Source organism: Bacillus sp. FJAT-49736, assembly GCF_018343615.1.
GTDB lineage: Bacteria > Bacillota > Bacilli > Bacillales > Bacillaceae_C > Margalitia.
This window is the reverse complement of the sequence record NZ_JAGYPI010000004.1, coordinates 19,656-38,289: the sequence shown is the minus strand read 5'-3', so window position 1 is coordinate 38,289 and position 18,634 is coordinate 19,656. Positions and strand designations below refer to the sequence as shown.

Below are 18,634 nucleotides of genomic sequence, written 5' to 3'. Positions count from 1 at the left end.
CATTACTCCTGTTCAGGATTCCGCAAGTAGTAACCTACTCCCCTTCTTGTTACGATCCACGCTGGATGGCTTGGATTATCCTCTACTTTCTCTCGAAGACGTCTAACCGTTACATCCACTGTTCTTACATCGCCATAATAATCATAGCCCCAAACAGTTTGTAGCAAGTGTTCACGTGTCATTACCTGTCCAATATGCTTCGCTAAATAGTAAAGAAGTTCAAATTCACGATGAGTCAATTCAATTGTTTCGCCACGCTTGGATACTACATAGGCATCGGGATGAATAACAAGCGATCCAATGGTGATTTCGCTGTTTTCTTCCTCTTCCTCGGATGTAGCAACAGCTTGGTGGCGTCTTAAATTTGCTTTGGCACGTGCAATTAGTTCACGCGTACTGAAAGGTTTTGTTACATAATCATCAGCACCGAGCTCTAGTCCCAAAACTTTATCAATTTCAGAATCCTTCGCCGTTAACATAATAATCGGCATTTCATATTTCTTTCTAACTTCTCGGCAAACTTCCATACCATCACGTTTTGGAATCATAATATCTAGTATTAAAAGGTCTGGTTGGACTTCTTCTACCATCTTTAGAGCTTCTTCACCGTCATAAGCACAATAAACCGTATAACCTTCCTTTTGAAGATTAAATTGGAGTATATCTGCAATTGGCTTTTCATCATCTACAACTAAAATTTTCTTATCCATTTTCGTACTCTCCTCGAAATAAAATAATAAATCTAATCTATATTTATGCGGTATAACACCTTGTGGTCTATATCTTTAGAGGAAGCAAACTGTACCTACTAACATTAACAATATTCTTTCTATATTTTTGCTACAATTCCTCTATTTTAATGTATCATTTTATCATCTTTAATTCATCTATTTTGCGGTAAATGCTCTTTCCAATTAACCCATCACTTGGATAAGGTATGCAACCTGTACCTTCACCATTGGTAAAATACAAAATTAAATACCTCTAGCTAACCTAGAGGTATTCATTGAAACATTTATCGTAAATAATCAAGAGGGTTTTTCAGACTACCATTTACATGAAGTTCAAAGTGAAGATGAATTCCTGTCGAATCTCCTGTATCTCCCATAATGCCAATGCTGGAACCTTTAGAAACCGTTTGTCCAACAGATACATTAATCGAGCTTAAATGACCATAAATTGTAACGTATCCATTTCGATGGTCAATTTTTATCATATTTCCATAACCGCCGCTATCCCATCCTGCTTCGACAACAACTCCATTATCGGCTGCTTTGATCGTCCGGTCACTTGGCCTTGCAATATCAATTCCTTTATGAAGTTTTCCCCAACGGTACCCCATTCTGCTAGAAACGTATCCGCCATTTGTTGGCCATGATAATGAACCAGATCCCCTTGAAGGAATAACCTTTGTTCCTTGTACTACTATATATTTTACAGGCTTTTTAATAACCTTTTCCTTTTGTATATCTTTCTTTGTGACCGTTCCATTTTCCTCTGTCACAATATACGTAATCTCACTTTTTCCATTTTGACCCTTTTGTCTTACTTTTGAATCACCTTTAAACATTGTTTTATCTTCGATGATTTCCTTTTTATATGGTACCTTCTCTACTTTGTATGTTTCTCTCTGTACTATTACATGAACTAAAGGCACATATGCAGTAACTTTTAGTTCCTGTCCAATTTTTAGTGAATCCTCTTTAATGCCAGGATTCATTTCTAAGATCTGCTTTTGCTTCAAATGATGGTCTATAGCGATCTGCCCTAAAACATCACCATCTTTAACGGTATATTTTTTTTCCTTTAAGGTTCCCTTTAACAAATAGTCAACCGCTTGATCCACCGATAAAATTTGATTAGGAGCAACTTCATCCTTTTGAATTGAAACTTTTTCATCAAGATTAACGTCTAATATACGAGACTGTTTCTTTTTCAATGGCGGTAAAGGTTGCTGTAGTTCCTTTTGCTCTTGAATGGCAGCAAGGTCTTTTTTTGATACATAATGTAGCTTTATATTTTCTATAACCTCGTTTGCCTCTTGTTCATCTCGGACATACGCGGTCGGCTTGCCATCAATGACAATAGCTGTTGCATCTGATTTTACCGTAAACAGCTCAGAAGCTTTTTGCACTGCTTCATCATCATTTGTTTGTGGACGGAAGACTTGTTCTGGTATATATGTAATTTCATTTTCTATGTTAATTTGATCATTTTCAAATTGATTTTGAGCATTATTTATTTTTTCATTAGCCAGCTTTTCAATTATTTCTTTATCCGAAACGGTACCAATATATTGTTGATTTATATAGACATGATAAACAGTTTTAATTCCTGTTTCTGCATTAGTAGAAATGTTAGTGAAGGTTAGGGTTGAGAAAACTAGAGTTGCAATCGCAGTTACCTTTAATAAATTCATAGTCTTTGTGTTATTAAGTTTTTGGAAATTGGAAGCAAATCTCAGATTTATCCTTTTCCAATTCATTATAAATCCCCCTAATACCATTCAGTTCTTTTATACTAGGTATAAATATTCAAATAATTTTACACTTTTATACGATAACATAAAATTATAGTTCAATAGGGGGATTTTATGGTAATGTAACATAATTGTATAAATAGTTACAAAATTAGCCTTTTTATTTTTCGAGAAATACAGTGTTATAACCATTTTTGTCGAAAGAATCCATAAATATCAAAGAAAAAAAGGATTTTTCTACTGTAAGTCTGTTCTTATTATTTGGGTTAGAAATGGTAATATTTACCCAAAATATTACAGACACATTACAAAATAATGATTTATAAAAAAGCACTGCGAGAGTCTTGGTCATCGCAGTGCTTTTTGGAGATGGCTCGGGACGGAATCGAACCGCCGACACAAGGATTTTCAGTCCTTTGCTCTACCGACTGAGCTACCGAGCCATATTAAGTATATAGTTCCTAAAATTTGATTATTGTTACCTTCGTCCCAGTCTTCAAAAGACTATTCAAGCAGCAGTTCGACTGGTACGCTGATGCCCTTTGCTTTGCAGCGTATTCGATCGTGCTCTACCGACTGAGCTACCGAGCCATATTAGTATATAGTTCCTAAAATTTGATTATTATTACCTTCGTCCCAGTCTCAGAAGAACTATTCAAGCAGCAGTTCGACTGGTACGCTGATGCCTTGCTTCGCAGCGTATTCAATCGTGCTCTACCGACTGAGCTACCGTGTCATATGTAATGGTCTCTTAAATAAAAATGGCGGTCCGGACGGGACTCGAACCCGCGACCTCCTGCGTGACAGGCAGGCATTCTAACCAGCTGAACTACCGGACCAAATTTTTTCAAGTCTGTTTTGTAAACAATTAAAATGGTGAGCCATGAAGGACTCGAACCTTCGACCCTCTGATTAAAAGTCAGATGCTCTACCGACTGAGCTAATGGCTCGAAATATAATTTTAAGTAATACTATTGTTGCTGACTTTTTTACATTGTTTGCATCTACGACGTCCAGCTTTTAGTAAGCTTAATCAAGCAGCAGTTCAAGCTGTACGCTGGATGTATCCCTTTGAAGCGTAGTCATCGTGCTCTACCAACTGAGCTAATGGATCGTTTTCTTTTATCGCAACAACATGTTCTATATTAGCATACTATTTTTGAATTTGGCAACATATTTCAGCAATTTTCTACAAAAAAAATAAACAAGCTGATTTCATGCATGAAATCAGCTTGTTATTGCTATCTCCAAACACTGTATATAACATTCGTTTGTGAACGATCTGGACCAACAGAAAAAATAGAAAGTGGAATTCCTGTTAGCTGAGAAACACGTTCTAAATAATGGCGTGCGTTTGCAGGGAGTTCATCTAATGATTTACATCCTGTAATATCTTCTTTCCAGCCAGGAAGTTCCTCATATACTGGCTCACATTGTTCTAAAATCTTTAAGCTTGCAGGGAATTCTTCGATAATCTGCCCATTATACTTATATGCTACACAAATCTTTACTGTATCAATTCCTGTTAAAACATCGATGGAGTTCAGTGACAAATCTGTTAGGCCGCTTACTCTTCTAGCATGACGGACAACAACGCTATCAAACCAGCCTACGCGGCGAGGTCTTCCAGTTGTAGTTCCATATTCACGGCCAACTTCACGGATTCGATCACCGATCTCATCCTTCAATTCAGTAGGAAATGGTCCGTCGCCTACTCGTGATGTATAAGCCTTTGCAACCCCAACAACATGATTAATCTTGGTTGGTCCAACACCAGATCCAATCGTTACGCCTCCTGCAATTGGATTAGATGAGGTAACAAAAGGATATGTCCCTTGATCAATATCTAACATTACACCTTGAGCACCTTCAAATAAAACTCTTTTCGCCTCATCCAGCGCATCATTTAACACTACAGAGGTATCACAAACATAATGTTTGAATTGTTGGCCATACTCATAATATTCATCCAAAATATCCTCTAATTTAAAGCCCTCTGTTTCATAGATTCGCTCTAGTAATCGATTCTTTTCTTCTAAATTACGAGCCAGCTTTTCTTCAAATACTTCGCGGTCTAATAAATCAGCAATACGGATACCAATTCGCGCAGCCTTATCCATATAAGCTGGGCCAATCCCTTTTTTCGTTGTACCAATTTTATTTGCGCCTTTTCTCTCTTCTTCAACCTCATCTATTTTTAAATGATAAGGAAGAATGACATGTGCGCGATTACTTATACGGAGATTATCCGTTTTAACACCCTTATCATGAAGGTACTTTAACTCTTCGACAAGTGCCTTTGGATCAACAACCATCCCATTTCCAATAACACTTATTTTATCTTTATAAAAAATTCCGGACGGAATCAGATGAAGTTTATATGTTTCACCATCAAAGCGAATTGTATGTCCGGCATTATTTCCACCTTGATAGCGGGCAATTACTTCTGCATTTTCAGAAAGAAAATCTGTAATCTTTCCTTTTCCTTCATCTCCCCATTGACTTCCAACTACAACTACTGAAGACAATTTAAAGCACCTCCGAGATTTTTAATTATTCACGGTCTTCGTTTTTCAACATACCTATTTTACCAATTACAATGAAAAAGTCAACCAAAACACGAACATTATAAGATTATTATTATATATTTATTCGTAATTAATTTATTTCTATCTATTAAAAAGATTCACCTTCTAATAACAACATAGTTTTAGAAGAACCAAAAAAAAGAGAAACTGGCTTAATACCAATTTCTCTTTTCATCTATGCTCCGGCTGGGATTCCGGATTCGTCAAATCTTCTTTCCAAATTCACAAACTTATTATATTCCTTTACAAAGGCTAAAGACACAGTTCCAACTGGGCCATTACGTTGTTTTGCGATAATAATTTCGATGATATTTTTATTCTCTGTTTCCTTGTCATAATAATCATCACGATATAAGAAGGCAACAATATCCGCATCCTGCTCAATACTTCCTGATTCACGGATATCCGACATCATTGGTCGTTTATCCTGGCGCTGTTCTACCCCACGGGATAACTGTGATAAAGCAATAACTGGAACCTGTAGCTCACGAGCTAATGCTTTTAACGAACGAGATATTTCTGAAACCTCTTGCTGACGGTTTTCGTTTGATCTGCCGCTACCCTGAATCAATTGCAAATAATCTATTAAAATCATGCCAAGTCCATGTTCTTGCTTCAATCTTCGGCATTTGGAACGAATTTCATTAATTCGAATACCTGGTGTATCATCAATAAAAATACCTGAGTTTGATAAACTCCCCATTGCCATGGTTAGTTTTCTCCAATCCTCATCAGTTAAGGAACCAGTCCTTAAATTTTGCGCATTAATATTACCTTCCGCACAAAGCATACGCATAACGAGCTGTTCCGCACCCATCTCAAGACTAAAAATAGCTACATTTTCTCCGGCCTTAGTTCCTACGTTTTGAGCAATATTTAGCGCAAAGGCTGTTTTCCCTACCGATGGACGGGCTGCTACAATAATCAAGTCATTCCGTTGAAAGCCTGCTGTCATTCTATCAAGCTCGGCAAAACCAGTCGGAATACCTGTTATGTCCCCTACTCGATTGTGAAGCAGCTCAATATTATCATAGGTACGTACAAGAACATCCTTAATATCATGGAATGCCCCGGCATTTTTGCGATTTGCAACCTCCATAATACTTCTTTCAGCTTCACTAAGAAGTTCATCAACCTCATCTTCTCTCGAATAACCGTCTGTTGCAATGGTCGTAGCTGTACGAATCAGTCTTCTAAGTAAAGACTTCTCCTCAACGATTCTAGCATAATATTCAATATTTGCAGCTGTTGGAACGGAACCTGCCAGTTCACTTAAATAACTAATGCCTCCTACATCCTCGAGCTGCTTTGAAGCTGCTAATTCCTCTGCTACGGTGACTAAATCAACAGCTTTTCCGCTGTCATTTAGCTTCAAAAATACACGAAAAATCAACTGATGTGAGTTTCGATAGAAATCCTCCGGAATCAGAACCTCGGATGCCGTAATTAGGGAAGAAGGTTCAAGGAATACGGCCCCTAATACAGCTTGCTCTGCCTCAATGTTTTGCGGAGGCATACGATCTGCAAATAAATCACTCATTTATCCATACCCCCTAATCAACCTCGTGAAAAAGTGGTTAATGTAAATAATAAAATACTCTAATGTATGACTCGTTCATTTCGAACCAATATTAATAAGAATGACCCACCAAACGTGGTATTCATAGTAACATTATCATTTTTACTACACTTTAAACAAAAAAATGTGATCAAAGGAAAGACCACATTAATATTTTGGATGTAGAATAAACATCCAATCAATCATTCTACTATAACATTTTAACACGTTCTAATCGTTTATGAAGCTGGCAATTTTAACTTTCTTCTGTTACATGCACATTCAAAGTTGCTGTTACATCAGAATGTAATTTTACAGGAACTTTTGTATAGCCTAAAGAACGTATCGCGTCATTTAACTCCATTTTACGTTTATCAATTTGAATATTATGCTTTTTCTTAAGCTCCTCAGATATTTGCTTACTAGTAATGGAGCCAAATAATCTTCCACCATTTCCGGATTTTGCTTTAAGCTCAACCGTAATCTTTTCAATGACTTCCTTTAATTTTTTTGCGTCTTCCAATTCTTCTTGGGCTAGCTGCTGCTCTTTTTTCTTTTGCGCTTCTAGACCTTTTAAATTAGCTTGGGTTGCTTCTACTGCTAATCCTTGTTTTAAAAGGAAATTATGAGCATAACCATCAGCTACATTTTTTGTTTCTCCTTTTTTTCCTTTCCCTTTTACATCTTTCAAAAAGATCACTTTCATGATTTCGTGCTCCCTTCCAAATATTCATCAATTGCCTGTATTAGTTTTTGTTCAGCTTGATTTATAGTCACATCTTTTAATTGGGCTGCTGCATTTGATAAATGCCCGCCTCCTCCTAATGCTTCCATTATAACTTGAACATTTACTTTTCCCAAGGAACGTGCACTGATTCCTATTTCGTTTTCGGATCGTTTGGTTATCACAAAGGATGCGTTAATACCATCCATTGTCAATAATGTGTCTGCTGCCTGTGCTGTAACTACAGGATCGGTTTTCCTTTCATCATCGCCCTTTGCAATCGCAATACCATTTGCATAAATACGTACTCCCTCGATAAGCTTTGCTCTATTTACATAGGTATTAATATCCTCTTTTAAGAACTTTTGGACTAAGATCGTATCTGCACCGAGAGTTCGTAAGTAGGATGCTGCATCGAAAGTTCTAGAACCGGTTCTTAATGTAAAGCTTTTTGTATCAACTATAATCCCAGCCAATAAAGCTGTTGCTTCCAGCATGTTTATTTTTTCATTTTTCGGTTGATATTCAAGTAATTCCGTGACTAGTTCGGAGGTTGAAGATGCATATGGCTCCATATAGACCAAAAGAGGGTTTTTTATAAAATCCTCACTTCTGCGATGATGATCAATTACCACTACATTATCAATTTTTTTAATAAGTCTTTCCTCTATGACAAAGGATGGCTTATGAGTATCTACAATGACCAATAGTGAATCCTCAGTTGCCATTTCTAAGGCATCATCTGGCGAAATAAAGCGAGCATGCATTTCAGGATGCTGCTGCTTTACTTCTTCTATTAATCGAGTTACCCCCGTATCAATTTCTGAAGTATTAATTACAATATAAGCTTCCTTTTGATTCATTTGCGCTACTTTACGAATTCCTATTGCCGCACCAATCGCATCCATATCCGGATACTTATGGCCCATTACGATAACTTTATCACTTTCAAGCATTAATTCTCTTAATGCATGTGAAATAACTCGGGCTCTTACCCGTGTTCTTTTTTCAACAGGATTCGTTTTACCGCCATAAAATTTTACTTTTCCGTTTAACTGTTTCATAGCAACTTGGTCTCCACCGCGACCGAGTGCAATATCCAAGCTAGATTGCGCAAGAGAACCAAGATCAGGTAATGCAGATATCCCTGCACCAACTCCAATACTTAAAGTTAATGGCACATTTTGCTTTGCCGTCGTTTCCCTTACTTCATCTAGAATAGAGAACTTATCTTTTTCGAGATCCCATAATATTTTTTCATTAAAAATGGTTAAAAAACGTTCGGAAGATATTCTCTTCATAAAAATCCCATATTCAGTTGCCCATTTATTAAGGATGGATGTAACTAAATTATTGAGGCTGCTTCGCGTCTGGTCTTCCATTCCTTGGGTCAGTTCATCATAATTATCTAAAAAGATAATAGAAATAACAGGGCGTTCTTCTAAATAGAGTTTTTCAATTTCCATTTGTTCTGTGACATCAAAAAAGTAGAGAAGGCGTTCCTCCGATTTCAATATCACCCGATAATTACGACTATTTATTGTTACTGTCTCGGAATCTATTTCCTGCTTAATCATTGGCACCAAATTTTCTGCAACATCATACAATGATCTTCCTACTAGGGTATCCTCATCAAAACAGGAGGCCATAAATTGATTTGTCCATTCAATAAAATAATCATCATTAATCAGCATTATCCCAATTGGCATTTCCATTAATGCCTCTTCTCCGACACGTTTAACACGGTAGGAAAGGGTAGAAATATATTCCTCTACCTCTAAATGTTCTTTTTTTTCAAATACAAATGCGAAATAAAATAAGACTCCTAATAAAATAATTGCAATTGCAGAAATCCACCAATAAAAAATCGCAACAACACCTAAAAGGGCTAACGAAACCGCGATCAAACCATACAACGGATATCGAACCATCCGCTTACTAAAATAAGAAGGCATTTTTTCAGCTCCTTTAAGTGAAAAGTTTAATCAAAAAAATTATTTTCCCATTAGTTTTTTTCGTATATCCATACCTACATCCATTATACCTAACATCAAAATAATAAACATCGATGGAGGAAATAAGAAAGCTACACAAATGATTAATATAAAAAGACTTTTTGGCCACTTTTTGATGTTTCCAAAATAAGCTATTAAAGAAAAGCCTTGAAGAAGCATTAAGATTTGCAATAAAGATGATAGATTTAATAATGCAGCTGCTAAAAAGCTTCCTGTTTTTGGATGAATAAAAAAGGTTAATAACATTGTAATTAAATAATACCACAATAAACTTTTCGGCAGCTGTAATTTATGAAAAGGCTGCCATTTTGGTACTTGAACTCGCAGACGTTTGGCAATAGGGAAATTAATAACAATAAATAGCCAAACAAACATAAAAGACATGATTACTAATAAAGCTGGGAATAAGGTTTGAATTATGGTAATGATTTCGTTTAACCGCTCTAATGCTTGATTATTTTGTTCCTGCCCTATCGCCTTTAATATTTCGGCAGTTTGTTCGAAAGATGTCCGAAGATATTTGACCATTTGCTGCAAAATATTAAAATGGAAAAACCTTGCCGCAATAACATATCCGAGGACCAAATCAATTAAAAAGGTTAAGCTGGAAGCAACGAAAATAGTAGCTTTCGATTTCTTCATTTGTACGCAATATCCCATTACCATTCCTGTAGTTCCAAAAATGAATGTAGCTGGAATAGATAGCACTGTTCCCAGCAAAGCGGAAATAAGTATACTGGTAACGAAAAAAACAAAAGAATATTTTAAAGGATGCTTTGCACTATATAGAAGAAATGGAAGAACAAGAAACATCGCTGCTATTACATAGATGACCGGAATATATAAAAAAGCTAATAATAAAACAATATAAATGGTAAGCAACAATGCCCCTTCAGTAATTACTTTCACACTTTTCACTATTTCACCACTTACCCCTTTCTAAATACCCATAAACAAATAATCCTAGCTATATTTTACCATAAGATATAGTATTGATGAAAAGAGTGCAGGAGGATGGTATGACACACTTATGGACTATATGTAAAATAAAAAACATATATAAAAAGCTATTGGCCATTGACCAATAGCTTTTTTATATTATTCACCAGAAACATATGGTAGTAATGCCATTGTACGAGCACGCTTAATAGCAATCGTTAATTTACGTTGGTATTTTGCGCTTGTACCTGTTACACGGCGAGGAAGGATTTTCCCGCGCTCAGAGATGAATTTTTTAAGTAAATCTACATCTTTATAATCGATGTGTGTAATTCCGTTTGCTGTGAAAAAACACACTTTACGGCGTTTACGTCCGCCTCTACGTCCACCTGCTGCCATTTTGTTTCCCTCCTTCTATTCAAAATTTGTATTAAAACGGAAGATCATCATCAGATATGTCAATCGGTTGACCATCATTAGAAAATGGATCTTCATCTACACGAGTATAGCCTTGGTTTCGTTGTTGATTCTGATTTTGACTGAATGGATTGTTTTGATTTCTCTGACCACCGCCATGAAAATCATTGCTGTTATTTCGATCAGGAGCTGAACTTCTAGGCTCTAAGAATTGAACACTTTCTGCCACAACTTCTGTAACATACACACGTCTACCATCTTGTCCCTCATAATTACGAGTTTGCAAACGACCATCAACACCAGCTAAGCTTCCCTTTTTCAGGAAATTAGCTACGTTTTCTGCTGGTTTTCGCCATATTACACAATTAATAAAGTCAGCTTCTCTTTCCCCTTGCTGATTCGTATAAGTACGATTTACAGCAAGTGTAAATGTAGCAACCGCTACCCCGCTCGGAGTATAACGCAATTCCGGGTCTTTCGTTAATCGACCAACTAAAACAACACGGTTCATCATCAGAATCAACCCCTTCCCTTAGCTTATGTTTCACGTGAAACACAAAAAATATCTATAATATTATTCTTCTTCTTTAACGACAATGTGACGGATAATGTCTCCGCTAATCTTTGCAAGACGGTCAAATTCTTGAACCGCTTCTGGGTTTGAAGAAACTTTCACTAAACGGTAATAACCGTCACGGAAGTCCTCAATTTCATACGCAAGACGACGCTTGCCCCAGTCTTTAGATTCGATGATTTCCGCACCTTGAGTTGTTAATACGTTATCAAAACGCTCAACTAATGCTTTTTTAGCTTCATCCTCAATATTTGGACGGATAATGTACATAATTTCGTACTTTCTCATCTTTCTGTCACCTCCTTATGGACTATACGGCCCTTTAATAAGGGCAAGGAGCAATGTATATATACGCTCATTACTCACAAGTACAAAGTATAACACAACAATCATCTAATTGCAATGCTTGTTGCTGTTACACTTATTGCATCCTTAATAATTTTACAAGCTTATTTTCATAATAGTACAAACATTTGTTCTTGTAAAGTTGTTTTGAGATAAATCCCAACAATCATGAAATGAAAAAGACAGTGCTATGCACTGCCAGTCTCTATTTAGTATACAAAGTACTTTGCGTCAAACATTAAATCTAAAATGCATTACGTCTCCATCTTGAACAAGATATTCCTTTCCTTCAAGACGAACCTTGCCCGCTTCTTTGGCTGCGTTCATAGAGCCGGCAGTCATTAAATCATTATACGAAACAGTCTCCGCACGGATAAATCCTTTTTCAAAGTCTGAATGAATGATACCTGCACATTGAGGAGCTTTCATTCCTTTTCTAAATGTCCATGCGCGAACTTCTTGTACGCCTGCAGTAAAATAAGTAGCTAGTCCAAGTAAACTATAAGCAGCTTTAATTAGTTGATCAAGACCAGATTCTTTAATGCCCAGTTCTGCCAAAAACATTACCTTCTCGTCATCTTCCAGCTCAGCAATTTCTTCTTCAATCTTTGCACAAATAACAATTACTTCTGCATCCTCATTCTTAGCAAATTCACGTACCCTTTGGACATATTCATTATCGGATGGATCAGCAACCTCATCTTCTCCAACATTAGCCACATATAAAACTGGCTTACTGGTTAGTAGATGCAATCCTTTCACAAGCTTTAATTGTTCTTCGGTAAATTCTACAGATCGTGCCGGCTTATCGGCCTCAAATGCCTCTTTAAGTTTTGCTAATACTTCATATTCTGCTACAGCATCCTTATCTTTTTGCTTTGCAAGCTTTTCTACACGGCCAATTCGTTTCTCTACTGATTCAAGATCTGCTAGAATCAATTCAAGATTAATGGTTGTAATATCATCGATTGGGTCAACTTTTCCTGAAACATGAGTAATATTTCCATCGGCAAAACAACGTACTACATGGCAAATGGCATCGACTTGGCGAATATGAGAAAGAAATTTATTTCCCAAGCCTTCCCCTTTGCTTGCACCTTTGACAATACCGGCAATATCAGTGAACTCAAATGCAGTGGGTACTGTTTTCTTAGGCTGTACAAGTTCTGTTAATTTATTTAAACGTTCATCTGGAACTTCCACGATTCCAACGTTTGGATCAATTGTACAAAATGGATAGTTTGCTGATTCTGCACCAGCTTTTGTTATAGCATTAAATAATGTAGATTTACCTACATTCGGCAACCCTACAATACCGGCTGTAAGCGCCATAATTGGTCACTCCCCTAAAAAACTATTTATATAATTAATCTACTTGCTTTCTAAATTTAAACCTTTCACAATTATATGGATTATCACAGAAAAGCGCAAGCGCTTCAATTATTTATTAGATTTAAATTCCAATAAAAAATTCATGGTACTTTCAGCAACTGTTCTATAGTCTAATTAGTTATGTTGCATAAAATGAAGCATGAATGTTATTCTTCATGCTTCACTAAAACCTTCTTCATTTTCCTTGCAAATTCCTTGCGAGGTATCATTACGCTATGACCGCATCCCTCACATTTGATTCGGATATCCATTCCCATCCGTATTATTTTCCAACGGTTCGTTCCACATGGGTGTTGTTTCTTCATTTCAACAATATCATTTAGTGCAAATTCTTTTGGTTCCATTTTCTACTCCCCCCTACGAATATGATGATTATGAAAGTCCGCTTCTTCATTTCGAGAATACATAACAAGTTTCGGAAACGGTGCTTTTATTCCATTATCGTCTAATACCATTTTTATTTCCTTCCGTAAACAACGGGCAATATGCCAATGACTCATCGGCTTTGTTTCTGCAATGACTCTTAAAGTTACATCAGAAGTTCCTAATTGCTGAACTCCTAGCAATTCGGGATGATTAACAATTTCTTCATATTTATTTGACACTCTCGGCAATAATTCCTCTATAACTTTCTCAGCCTTTACAATATTTCCATCATAAGGGATATTTATATCAACTACTGCGATACTATTATGTATGGAGTAGTTAGTCACCTCTGTTATCCTACCATTCGGAAAGATATGTAACTCACCAGTCCAACTTTTAATCTTCGTTATTCGAAGCCCAATTTCCTCGACAGTTCCAATATAATTACCTATACCAACATAATCCCCTACAGAAAATTGATCTTCAAAAATAATAAAAAATCCAGAAATTACATCACGAACAAGACTTTGTGCCCCAAACCCTACTGCAAGTCCAACGATACCTGCTCCAGCAAGAAGACCTTTTACGTCAATGGATAGTAATGAGAGAATGGTAATTAATGCTACGAAATAAACAACATATGTCAGGATGTTTTCTAGTAATTTTAATAATGTATTTTCACGTCTTTCGGAAATACGAAGTAGTGATTTTGAACGTACCTTAAAAATATTTCGTATCGCTGCTTTGCCAACTTTAATCACTATGGACGCTACTACAAATACCATAATTATTTTCAGAACGGTTTCCCCAATGTGAATCCAAGTTTCCTCATTTAACCATTTATTAGCAACTCTATTTAATATTTTCTCTATATAATTCAAGTAATCACTAACCTCCCGTCACACATAAAGTAGTATCTATTTTATCAGCATTCCATACGTTTTTGTATGTAAGTATATATTTCGATAAATATATTATTTTTCTAAATTTTCCCTACTCTATGTATAGAAAAATACTTTCCTCCGTATACTGTTAATACCATTAATAAGGGGTGGACAGTATGAAGATTGGCAAAGGTATATTTGATCGCAAAGACGAAGAATTAAAAATTCCATTTGATGATATCTCCGCTAAGGGAGCAGTTTCCAGGCATCTCTTAACCATGTTGCCCGATGATACGAATATTCCTATTATTATCGTTTGCATCGGAACAGATCGTTCAACAGGTGATTCATTAGGACCCCTTATTGGAACCTTTCTTAAAGAAAAAGGAAAATCCCCTTTTCATATATATGGAACCCTTGAAGATCCTATTCATGCCGTTAATCTTGAAGAAAAGCTACAAGCTATTCAAAATACATATGATCACCCTTTTATTATTGGGATTGATGCCTGTTTAGGAAAACTAAAAAGTGTTGGCATGATTCAGATTGGTGATGGTCCCGTTAAACCCGGAGCAGGTGTCAAAAAGGAATTGCCATTTGTCGGAAATATGCATATAACCGGCATTGTGAATGTAAGTGGTTTTATGGAGTTTTTTGTACTACAAAATACCCGTTTACACTTAGTCTTAAACATGGCTAAAACGATTGCAGACGGTATTTATCGGGCTGGTCTTTCTTATAAATATCAACATTCCTTACTAAATTTAAATTGGAGAGAAAATCAGGAAAATACTATTTCCTAAAATATCACAGTCATAATAAATTGAAATCTAGAATTAAACTAAAGGGGAGATACAATCTCCCCTTTAATAAATTAATGAATGAAATGAATAATAGTTACAATAATTGCAGTCACAACAATCCCAGGCAATAAGTTTGCTACACGAATTTTGGTAATCCCTGTTATATTTAATCCGATTGCACAAATCATTATTCCACCAGCTGCAGTCATTTCGGTAATAAATGAATCCATTATTTCCTTCGGAACAAAGTGATCTATTTGAGTTGCAAAAAGAGCAATGATTCCTTCATATATAACAACTGGAAAAACGGAAAAAATAACTCCTATTCCTAATGTCGTTGTTAGTATAAGAGCAGTGAAGCCATCGATAACCGCCTTAGTATATAAAACATTATGGTCTCCACGTATTCCACTGTCCAGCGCACCAATAATTGCCATTGCACCAATAACAAATATTAAGGTTGCTGATACAAATCCCTCTGCAATGCTTCCTTGATTACTTGAACCTATCTTCTTTTCTAGCCAATTTCCCAAAAGATTTAATTTATCCTCTAGGGCCAATAACTCACCTATAACCGCACCAAATACAAGGCTTAGAATAACAATTAGAAAGTTATTACTCTTAAATCCCATTTGCAATCCTAATACCATTACTGCCAAACCTATTGCATGCATCACGGTGCCCTTTAATTTTTCAGGGATTCTATTTAATAATTTCCCCAGTATTGAGCCGATAATTATGCAAACACCATTAACAATTGTCCCTAACAAAACCAAATACTACACACCTCTCTTATACAGAAAGAAACCATCCTTAGATGGTTTCCCTCTCATTTGAGCTTTCCAGTAACTCCAGAATTCTTTGCAAATCTTCTGGTGAAAAGAATTCTATTTCGATTTTTCCCTTTTTCTTCGATTGTTTAATCGTCACAGTTGTTCCAAATTTTTCTCGCAAAACAGTTTCTTGCTCCCGAATAAAAATATTTTTTTCCACTTTCGGTTTCTTTGTTTCACGTGAAACATTTTCGTTCATTTGTTGCACTAATTTTTCCAACTGCCGGACATTTAGTCCATTTTTCATTACTTCTTCAACTACAGCCATGAGCTTGTCCTTTTTCTTTAATCCCAAAAGAGCACGGCCATGACCCATTGAAATATCACCATTAGATATAAGTTCTTGTATCTTTTTTGGAAGAACTAACAGTCTTAAATGATTAGCTATATGCGGCCTGCTTTTACCGAGACGTTTTGCTAGTTGCTCCTGTGTTAAATTTAAACGCTCCATAAGTGTTTGATAGGCATTTGCTTCTTCGATCGGAGTTAAGTCCTCACGCTGCAAATTCTCCAAAACAGCAAGCTCCATCATTTGCTGTTCATCCAGCTCTCGTACAACAACTGGAACCTTCTCAAGTTTCGCCTCTTTAGCAGCACGGTAACGCCTTTCACCTACTACAATTTCATACCCCTTTATGCTTTTACGCACAATGATTGGCTGTAAAATTCCATGTTGAAGAATAGATTCCTTCAATTCTTCAATGGCTTCTGCTTGAAAAATTTTTCGGGGCTGATAAGGATTCGGCCTAAGCTCTTTCAGTTTAACCTCTTGGACTGCATCATCATTTTCCACATTGACATTCGCAAATAATGCATTAATTCCCTTTCCAAGTCCTTTAGCCATTCATCGCCACTTCCTTTGCCAAATCTAAGTAGACTTCCGCTCCCCTTGATTTAGGGTCATACACAATAATTGGTTCACCATGGCTTGGTGCTTCACTTAATCGAACATTGCGCGGGACAATTGTACGATAAACCTTATCTTGAAAATACTTTTTGACTTCTTCAATGACTTGAAGTCCTAAATTGGTTCTGGCATCTAGCATCGTCAGAAGCACCCCCTCAATCATGAGGTCATTATTTAAATGTTTTTGTACTAGACGGATAGTGCTTAATAGTTGGCTTAAACCTTCCAATGCATAATATTCGCATTGGACAGGAATTAAAACAGTGTCCGAAGCTGTTAAAGCATTAATTGTTAATAGCCCAAGAGACGGAGGGCAATCAATTATTATGAAGTCATACTCATCTTTTATCTCTGCCAATGCTCGTTTTAAACGTACTTCTCTTGAAATAGTAGGAACCAATTCAATTTCTGCACCAGCTAATTGAATGGTGGCAGGAACAGAAAAAAGCCCTTCCACCGCAGTTGGCTTTACTACTTCTTTTATATCAACATCATCTACAAGAACATCATAAATACATTGCTGGACATCACCCTTATCGATACCTGCACCACTCGTTGCATTACCTTGCGGATCTGTATCTACAAGTAATACTTTTTTTCCGATATGTGCTAAGCAGGCTCCTAGGTTGACAGAGGTAGTCGTCTTACCAACACCACCTTTTTGGTTGGCAATGGAAATAATTTTGCCCAACGGTTGTCACCTACCTTCAACTTCTCCTATTAAATTGCAATCATATTATCTATTTTAACAAAATTTCCTCTAATAGTTCGTTTTTCACGAAAAAAATATATTTCCAAATTAATATTTTTTTATTTTATAGTTTTTTTTCCGAAAAAAATCCAAAAAAAAAAGAAAAAAGAAGCTTATTACCTAAGCTTCTACCAAACTATTTATTACCTTTCGGAATTCGTATCGTAATTTGATAAAAATCATCGAAGTCTTCTTCTTCGGAATCTAAATTTATTCCATTATCCGTAACCATAGTTAGTGATTGACGGATTGTATTCACAGCAATTCTCATATCCTTACTGAAGGCTTGTCTGCGAGGCTTTGGTTTTTTCTCCGTTTTATTCATTAACCTGACTACTAATTCCTCGGTTTGTTTCACATTAAGATTTCTAGCTATAATATCATTTAATATCCGAATTTGCGTTTCCGGATCCTTTAATGGAATAAGTGCTCTTGCGTGTCTTTCTGTAATTAACTTTTGTAATAATGCATCTTGAATTTCCTGCGGAAGCTTAAGCAGACGTAGCTTATTCGCAACGGTAGATTGACCTTTGCCAAGCCTTTGTGCCAATGCCTCTTGTGTTAAATTATGAAGATCCAATAGCTTTCCATATGCTATTGCCTCTTCTATCGGAGAAAGTTCCTCACGTTGTAAATTTTCAATTAAAGCAACGGAAGCGGTTTCGGTATCATTTAAATTTTTTATGATTGCTGGAACAGTGTCCCATTCAAGCAATTGTACCGCTCTAAATCTTCGTTCGCCCGCGATAATTTCAAATTGATCCGGCTGATATTCACGTACTACTATTGGTTGAATAATTCCATGTGTATGAATAGTACGTGCCAATTCTTGAATTTTTTCCTCGTTAAAAATCGTCCTTGGCTGGAATCGATTAGGAACAATATTAGAGATAGGAATTTTACGAATTTCCTCTTTATCGATATCCGTCTCGATTTCTATTTCTAAATCTTCTTCCTTTTCGCCCACACCAAAAAAACGAGAAAAAGGATGCTTCATTTTCCTCCACCACCTTTTAGAAACTCCCTAGCTACATATTCTCTATTATAAGACAAGTTCCT

At 36.3% G+C, this 18,634-nt stretch carries 18 protein-coding genes and 3 tRNA genes; 1 reads left to right on the top strand and 20 read right to left on the bottom strand.

All coding sequences use genetic code 11. The annotated features are described in order from the left end of the window. Positions 1-2: 2 nt before the first annotated feature. The 16 genes from yycF to KHA87_RS18230 all read right to left on the bottom strand — a co-directional run bounded on the left by yycF (position 3) and on the right by KHA87_RS18230 (position 14,278). Entirely contained in the window at positions 3-710 is a 708-nt protein-coding gene (yycF, locus tag KHA87_RS18305) for a response regulator YycF (protein WP_213095631.1), read from the bottom strand. Positions 711-1,015: 305 nt separating this feature from the next. After that, positions 1,016-2,485: a M23 family metallopeptidase gene (locus KHA87_RS18300; protein ID WP_213095630.1), complete on the bottom strand. Its 1,470-nt coding sequence runs from the start codon at positions 2,483-2,485 to the stop codon at positions 1,016-1,018. A 364-nt stretch (positions 2,486-2,849) separates the two neighbouring features. Then, positions 2,850-2,922, bottom strand: a tRNA-Phe gene (locus KHA87_RS18295). Positions 2,923-3,241: 319 nt separating this feature from the next. Beyond that, a tRNA-Asp gene (locus KHA87_RS18290) sits at positions 3,242-3,318 on the bottom strand. A gap of 35 nt (positions 3,319-3,353) precedes the next feature. Continuing rightward, positions 3,354-3,429 (bottom strand) — tRNA-Lys (locus KHA87_RS18285). Positions 3,430-3,720: 291 nt separating this feature from the next. Further along, complete coding sequence (locus KHA87_RS18280; RefSeq protein WP_213095629.1) at positions 3,721-5,007, bottom strand: adenylosuccinate synthase; 1,287 nt, start codon at positions 5,005-5,007, stop codon at positions 3,721-3,723. A gap of 235 nt (positions 5,008-5,242) precedes the next feature. Then, positions 5,243-6,607, bottom strand: a complete 1,365-nt coding sequence (dnaB, locus tag KHA87_RS18275) for a replicative DNA helicase (RefSeq protein ID WP_213095628.1) — start codon at positions 6,605-6,607, stop codon at positions 5,243-5,245. A gap of 274 nt (positions 6,608-6,881) precedes the next feature. After that, positions 6,882-7,331, bottom strand: coding sequence for a 50S ribosomal protein L9 (gene rplI, locus KHA87_RS18270; RefSeq protein ID WP_213095627.1), 450 nt, complete (start codon positions 7,329-7,331; stop codon positions 6,882-6,884). Then, positions 7,328-9,304, bottom strand: a complete 1,977-nt coding sequence (locus tag KHA87_RS18265; RefSeq protein WP_213095626.1) for a DHH family phosphoesterase — start codon at positions 9,302-9,304, stop codon at positions 7,328-7,330. The genes rplI and KHA87_RS18265 overlap by 4 nt, the downstream gene beginning before the upstream one ends. 39 nt (positions 9,305-9,343) lie before the next feature. Beyond that, on the bottom strand, positions 9,344-10,282 hold the full coding sequence (locus KHA87_RS18260; RefSeq protein WP_213095625.1) for a YybS family protein: 939 nt from the start codon (positions 10,280-10,282) through the stop codon (positions 9,344-9,346). 180 nt (positions 10,283-10,462) lie between these two features. Then, positions 10,463-10,702: a 30S ribosomal protein S18 gene (gene rpsR, locus KHA87_RS18255; protein ID WP_213095624.1), complete on the bottom strand. Its 240-nt coding sequence runs from the start codon at positions 10,700-10,702 to the stop codon at positions 10,463-10,465. 31 nt (positions 10,703-10,733) lie between these two features. Next, the gene (gene ssb, locus KHA87_RS18250; protein WP_213095623.1) at positions 10,734-11,234 is read right to left on the bottom strand and encodes a single-stranded DNA-binding protein; all 501 of its coding nucleotides are present in this window, start codon (positions 11,232-11,234) and stop codon (positions 10,734-10,736) included. Positions 11,235-11,294: 60 nt separating this feature from the next. Beyond that, positions 11,295-11,582: a 30S ribosomal protein S6 gene (gene rpsF, locus KHA87_RS18245; protein ID WP_213095622.1), complete on the bottom strand. Its 288-nt coding sequence runs from the start codon at positions 11,580-11,582 to the stop codon at positions 11,295-11,297. 288 nt (positions 11,583-11,870) lie between these two features. Next, positions 11,871-12,971, bottom strand: coding sequence for a redox-regulated ATPase YchF (gene ychF, locus KHA87_RS18240; RefSeq protein ID WP_213095621.1), 1,101 nt, complete (start codon positions 12,969-12,971; stop codon positions 11,871-11,873). Positions 12,972-13,177: 206 nt separating this feature from the next. Next, positions 13,178-13,375, bottom strand: coding sequence for a DUF951 domain-containing protein (locus KHA87_RS18235; protein ID WP_213095620.1), 198 nt, complete (start codon positions 13,373-13,375; stop codon positions 13,178-13,180). Between the two features lie 3 nt (positions 13,376-13,378). Then, on the bottom strand, positions 13,379-14,278 hold the full coding sequence (locus KHA87_RS18230; RefSeq protein WP_249310605.1) for a mechanosensitive ion channel family protein: 900 nt from the start codon (positions 14,276-14,278) through the stop codon (positions 13,379-13,381). A 179-nt stretch (positions 14,279-14,457) separates the two neighbouring features. Here KHA87_RS18230 and yyaC point away from each other — a divergent pair, with 179 nt between their 5' ends. Further along, positions 14,458-15,084, top strand: a complete 627-nt coding sequence (yyaC, locus tag KHA87_RS18225; protein WP_213095619.1) for a spore protease YyaC — start codon at positions 14,458-14,460, stop codon at positions 15,082-15,084. Between the two features lie 71 nt (positions 15,085-15,155). Here yyaC and KHA87_RS18220 read toward each other — a convergent pair whose 3' ends face one another. From KHA87_RS18220 to noc, 4 genes are all read right to left on the bottom strand, one after another. Beyond that, positions 15,156-15,860 carry a DUF554 domain-containing protein gene (locus KHA87_RS18220; protein ID WP_213095618.1) on the bottom strand — a complete coding sequence of 235 codons (705 nt, stop codon included), beginning with the start codon at positions 15,858-15,860 and terminating at the stop codon, positions 15,156-15,158. Positions 15,861-15,897: 37 nt separating this feature from the next. Then, positions 15,898-16,761, bottom strand: coding sequence for a ParB/RepB/Spo0J family partition protein (locus KHA87_RS18215; RefSeq protein ID WP_213095617.1), 864 nt, complete (start codon positions 16,759-16,761; stop codon positions 15,898-15,900). Then, positions 16,754-17,515 (bottom strand): ParA family protein, encoded by a 762-nt coding sequence (locus tag KHA87_RS18210; protein WP_213095616.1) that lies wholly within the window; start codon positions 17,513-17,515, stop codon positions 16,754-16,756. The genes KHA87_RS18215 and KHA87_RS18210 overlap by 8 nt, the downstream gene beginning before the upstream one ends. Positions 17,516-17,711: 196 nt before the next feature. Then, on the bottom strand, positions 17,712-18,572 hold the full coding sequence (gene noc, locus KHA87_RS18205) for a nucleoid occlusion protein (protein ID WP_213095615.1): 861 nt from the start codon (positions 18,570-18,572) through the stop codon (positions 17,712-17,714). Positions 18,573-18,634 lie beyond the last annotated feature (62 nt).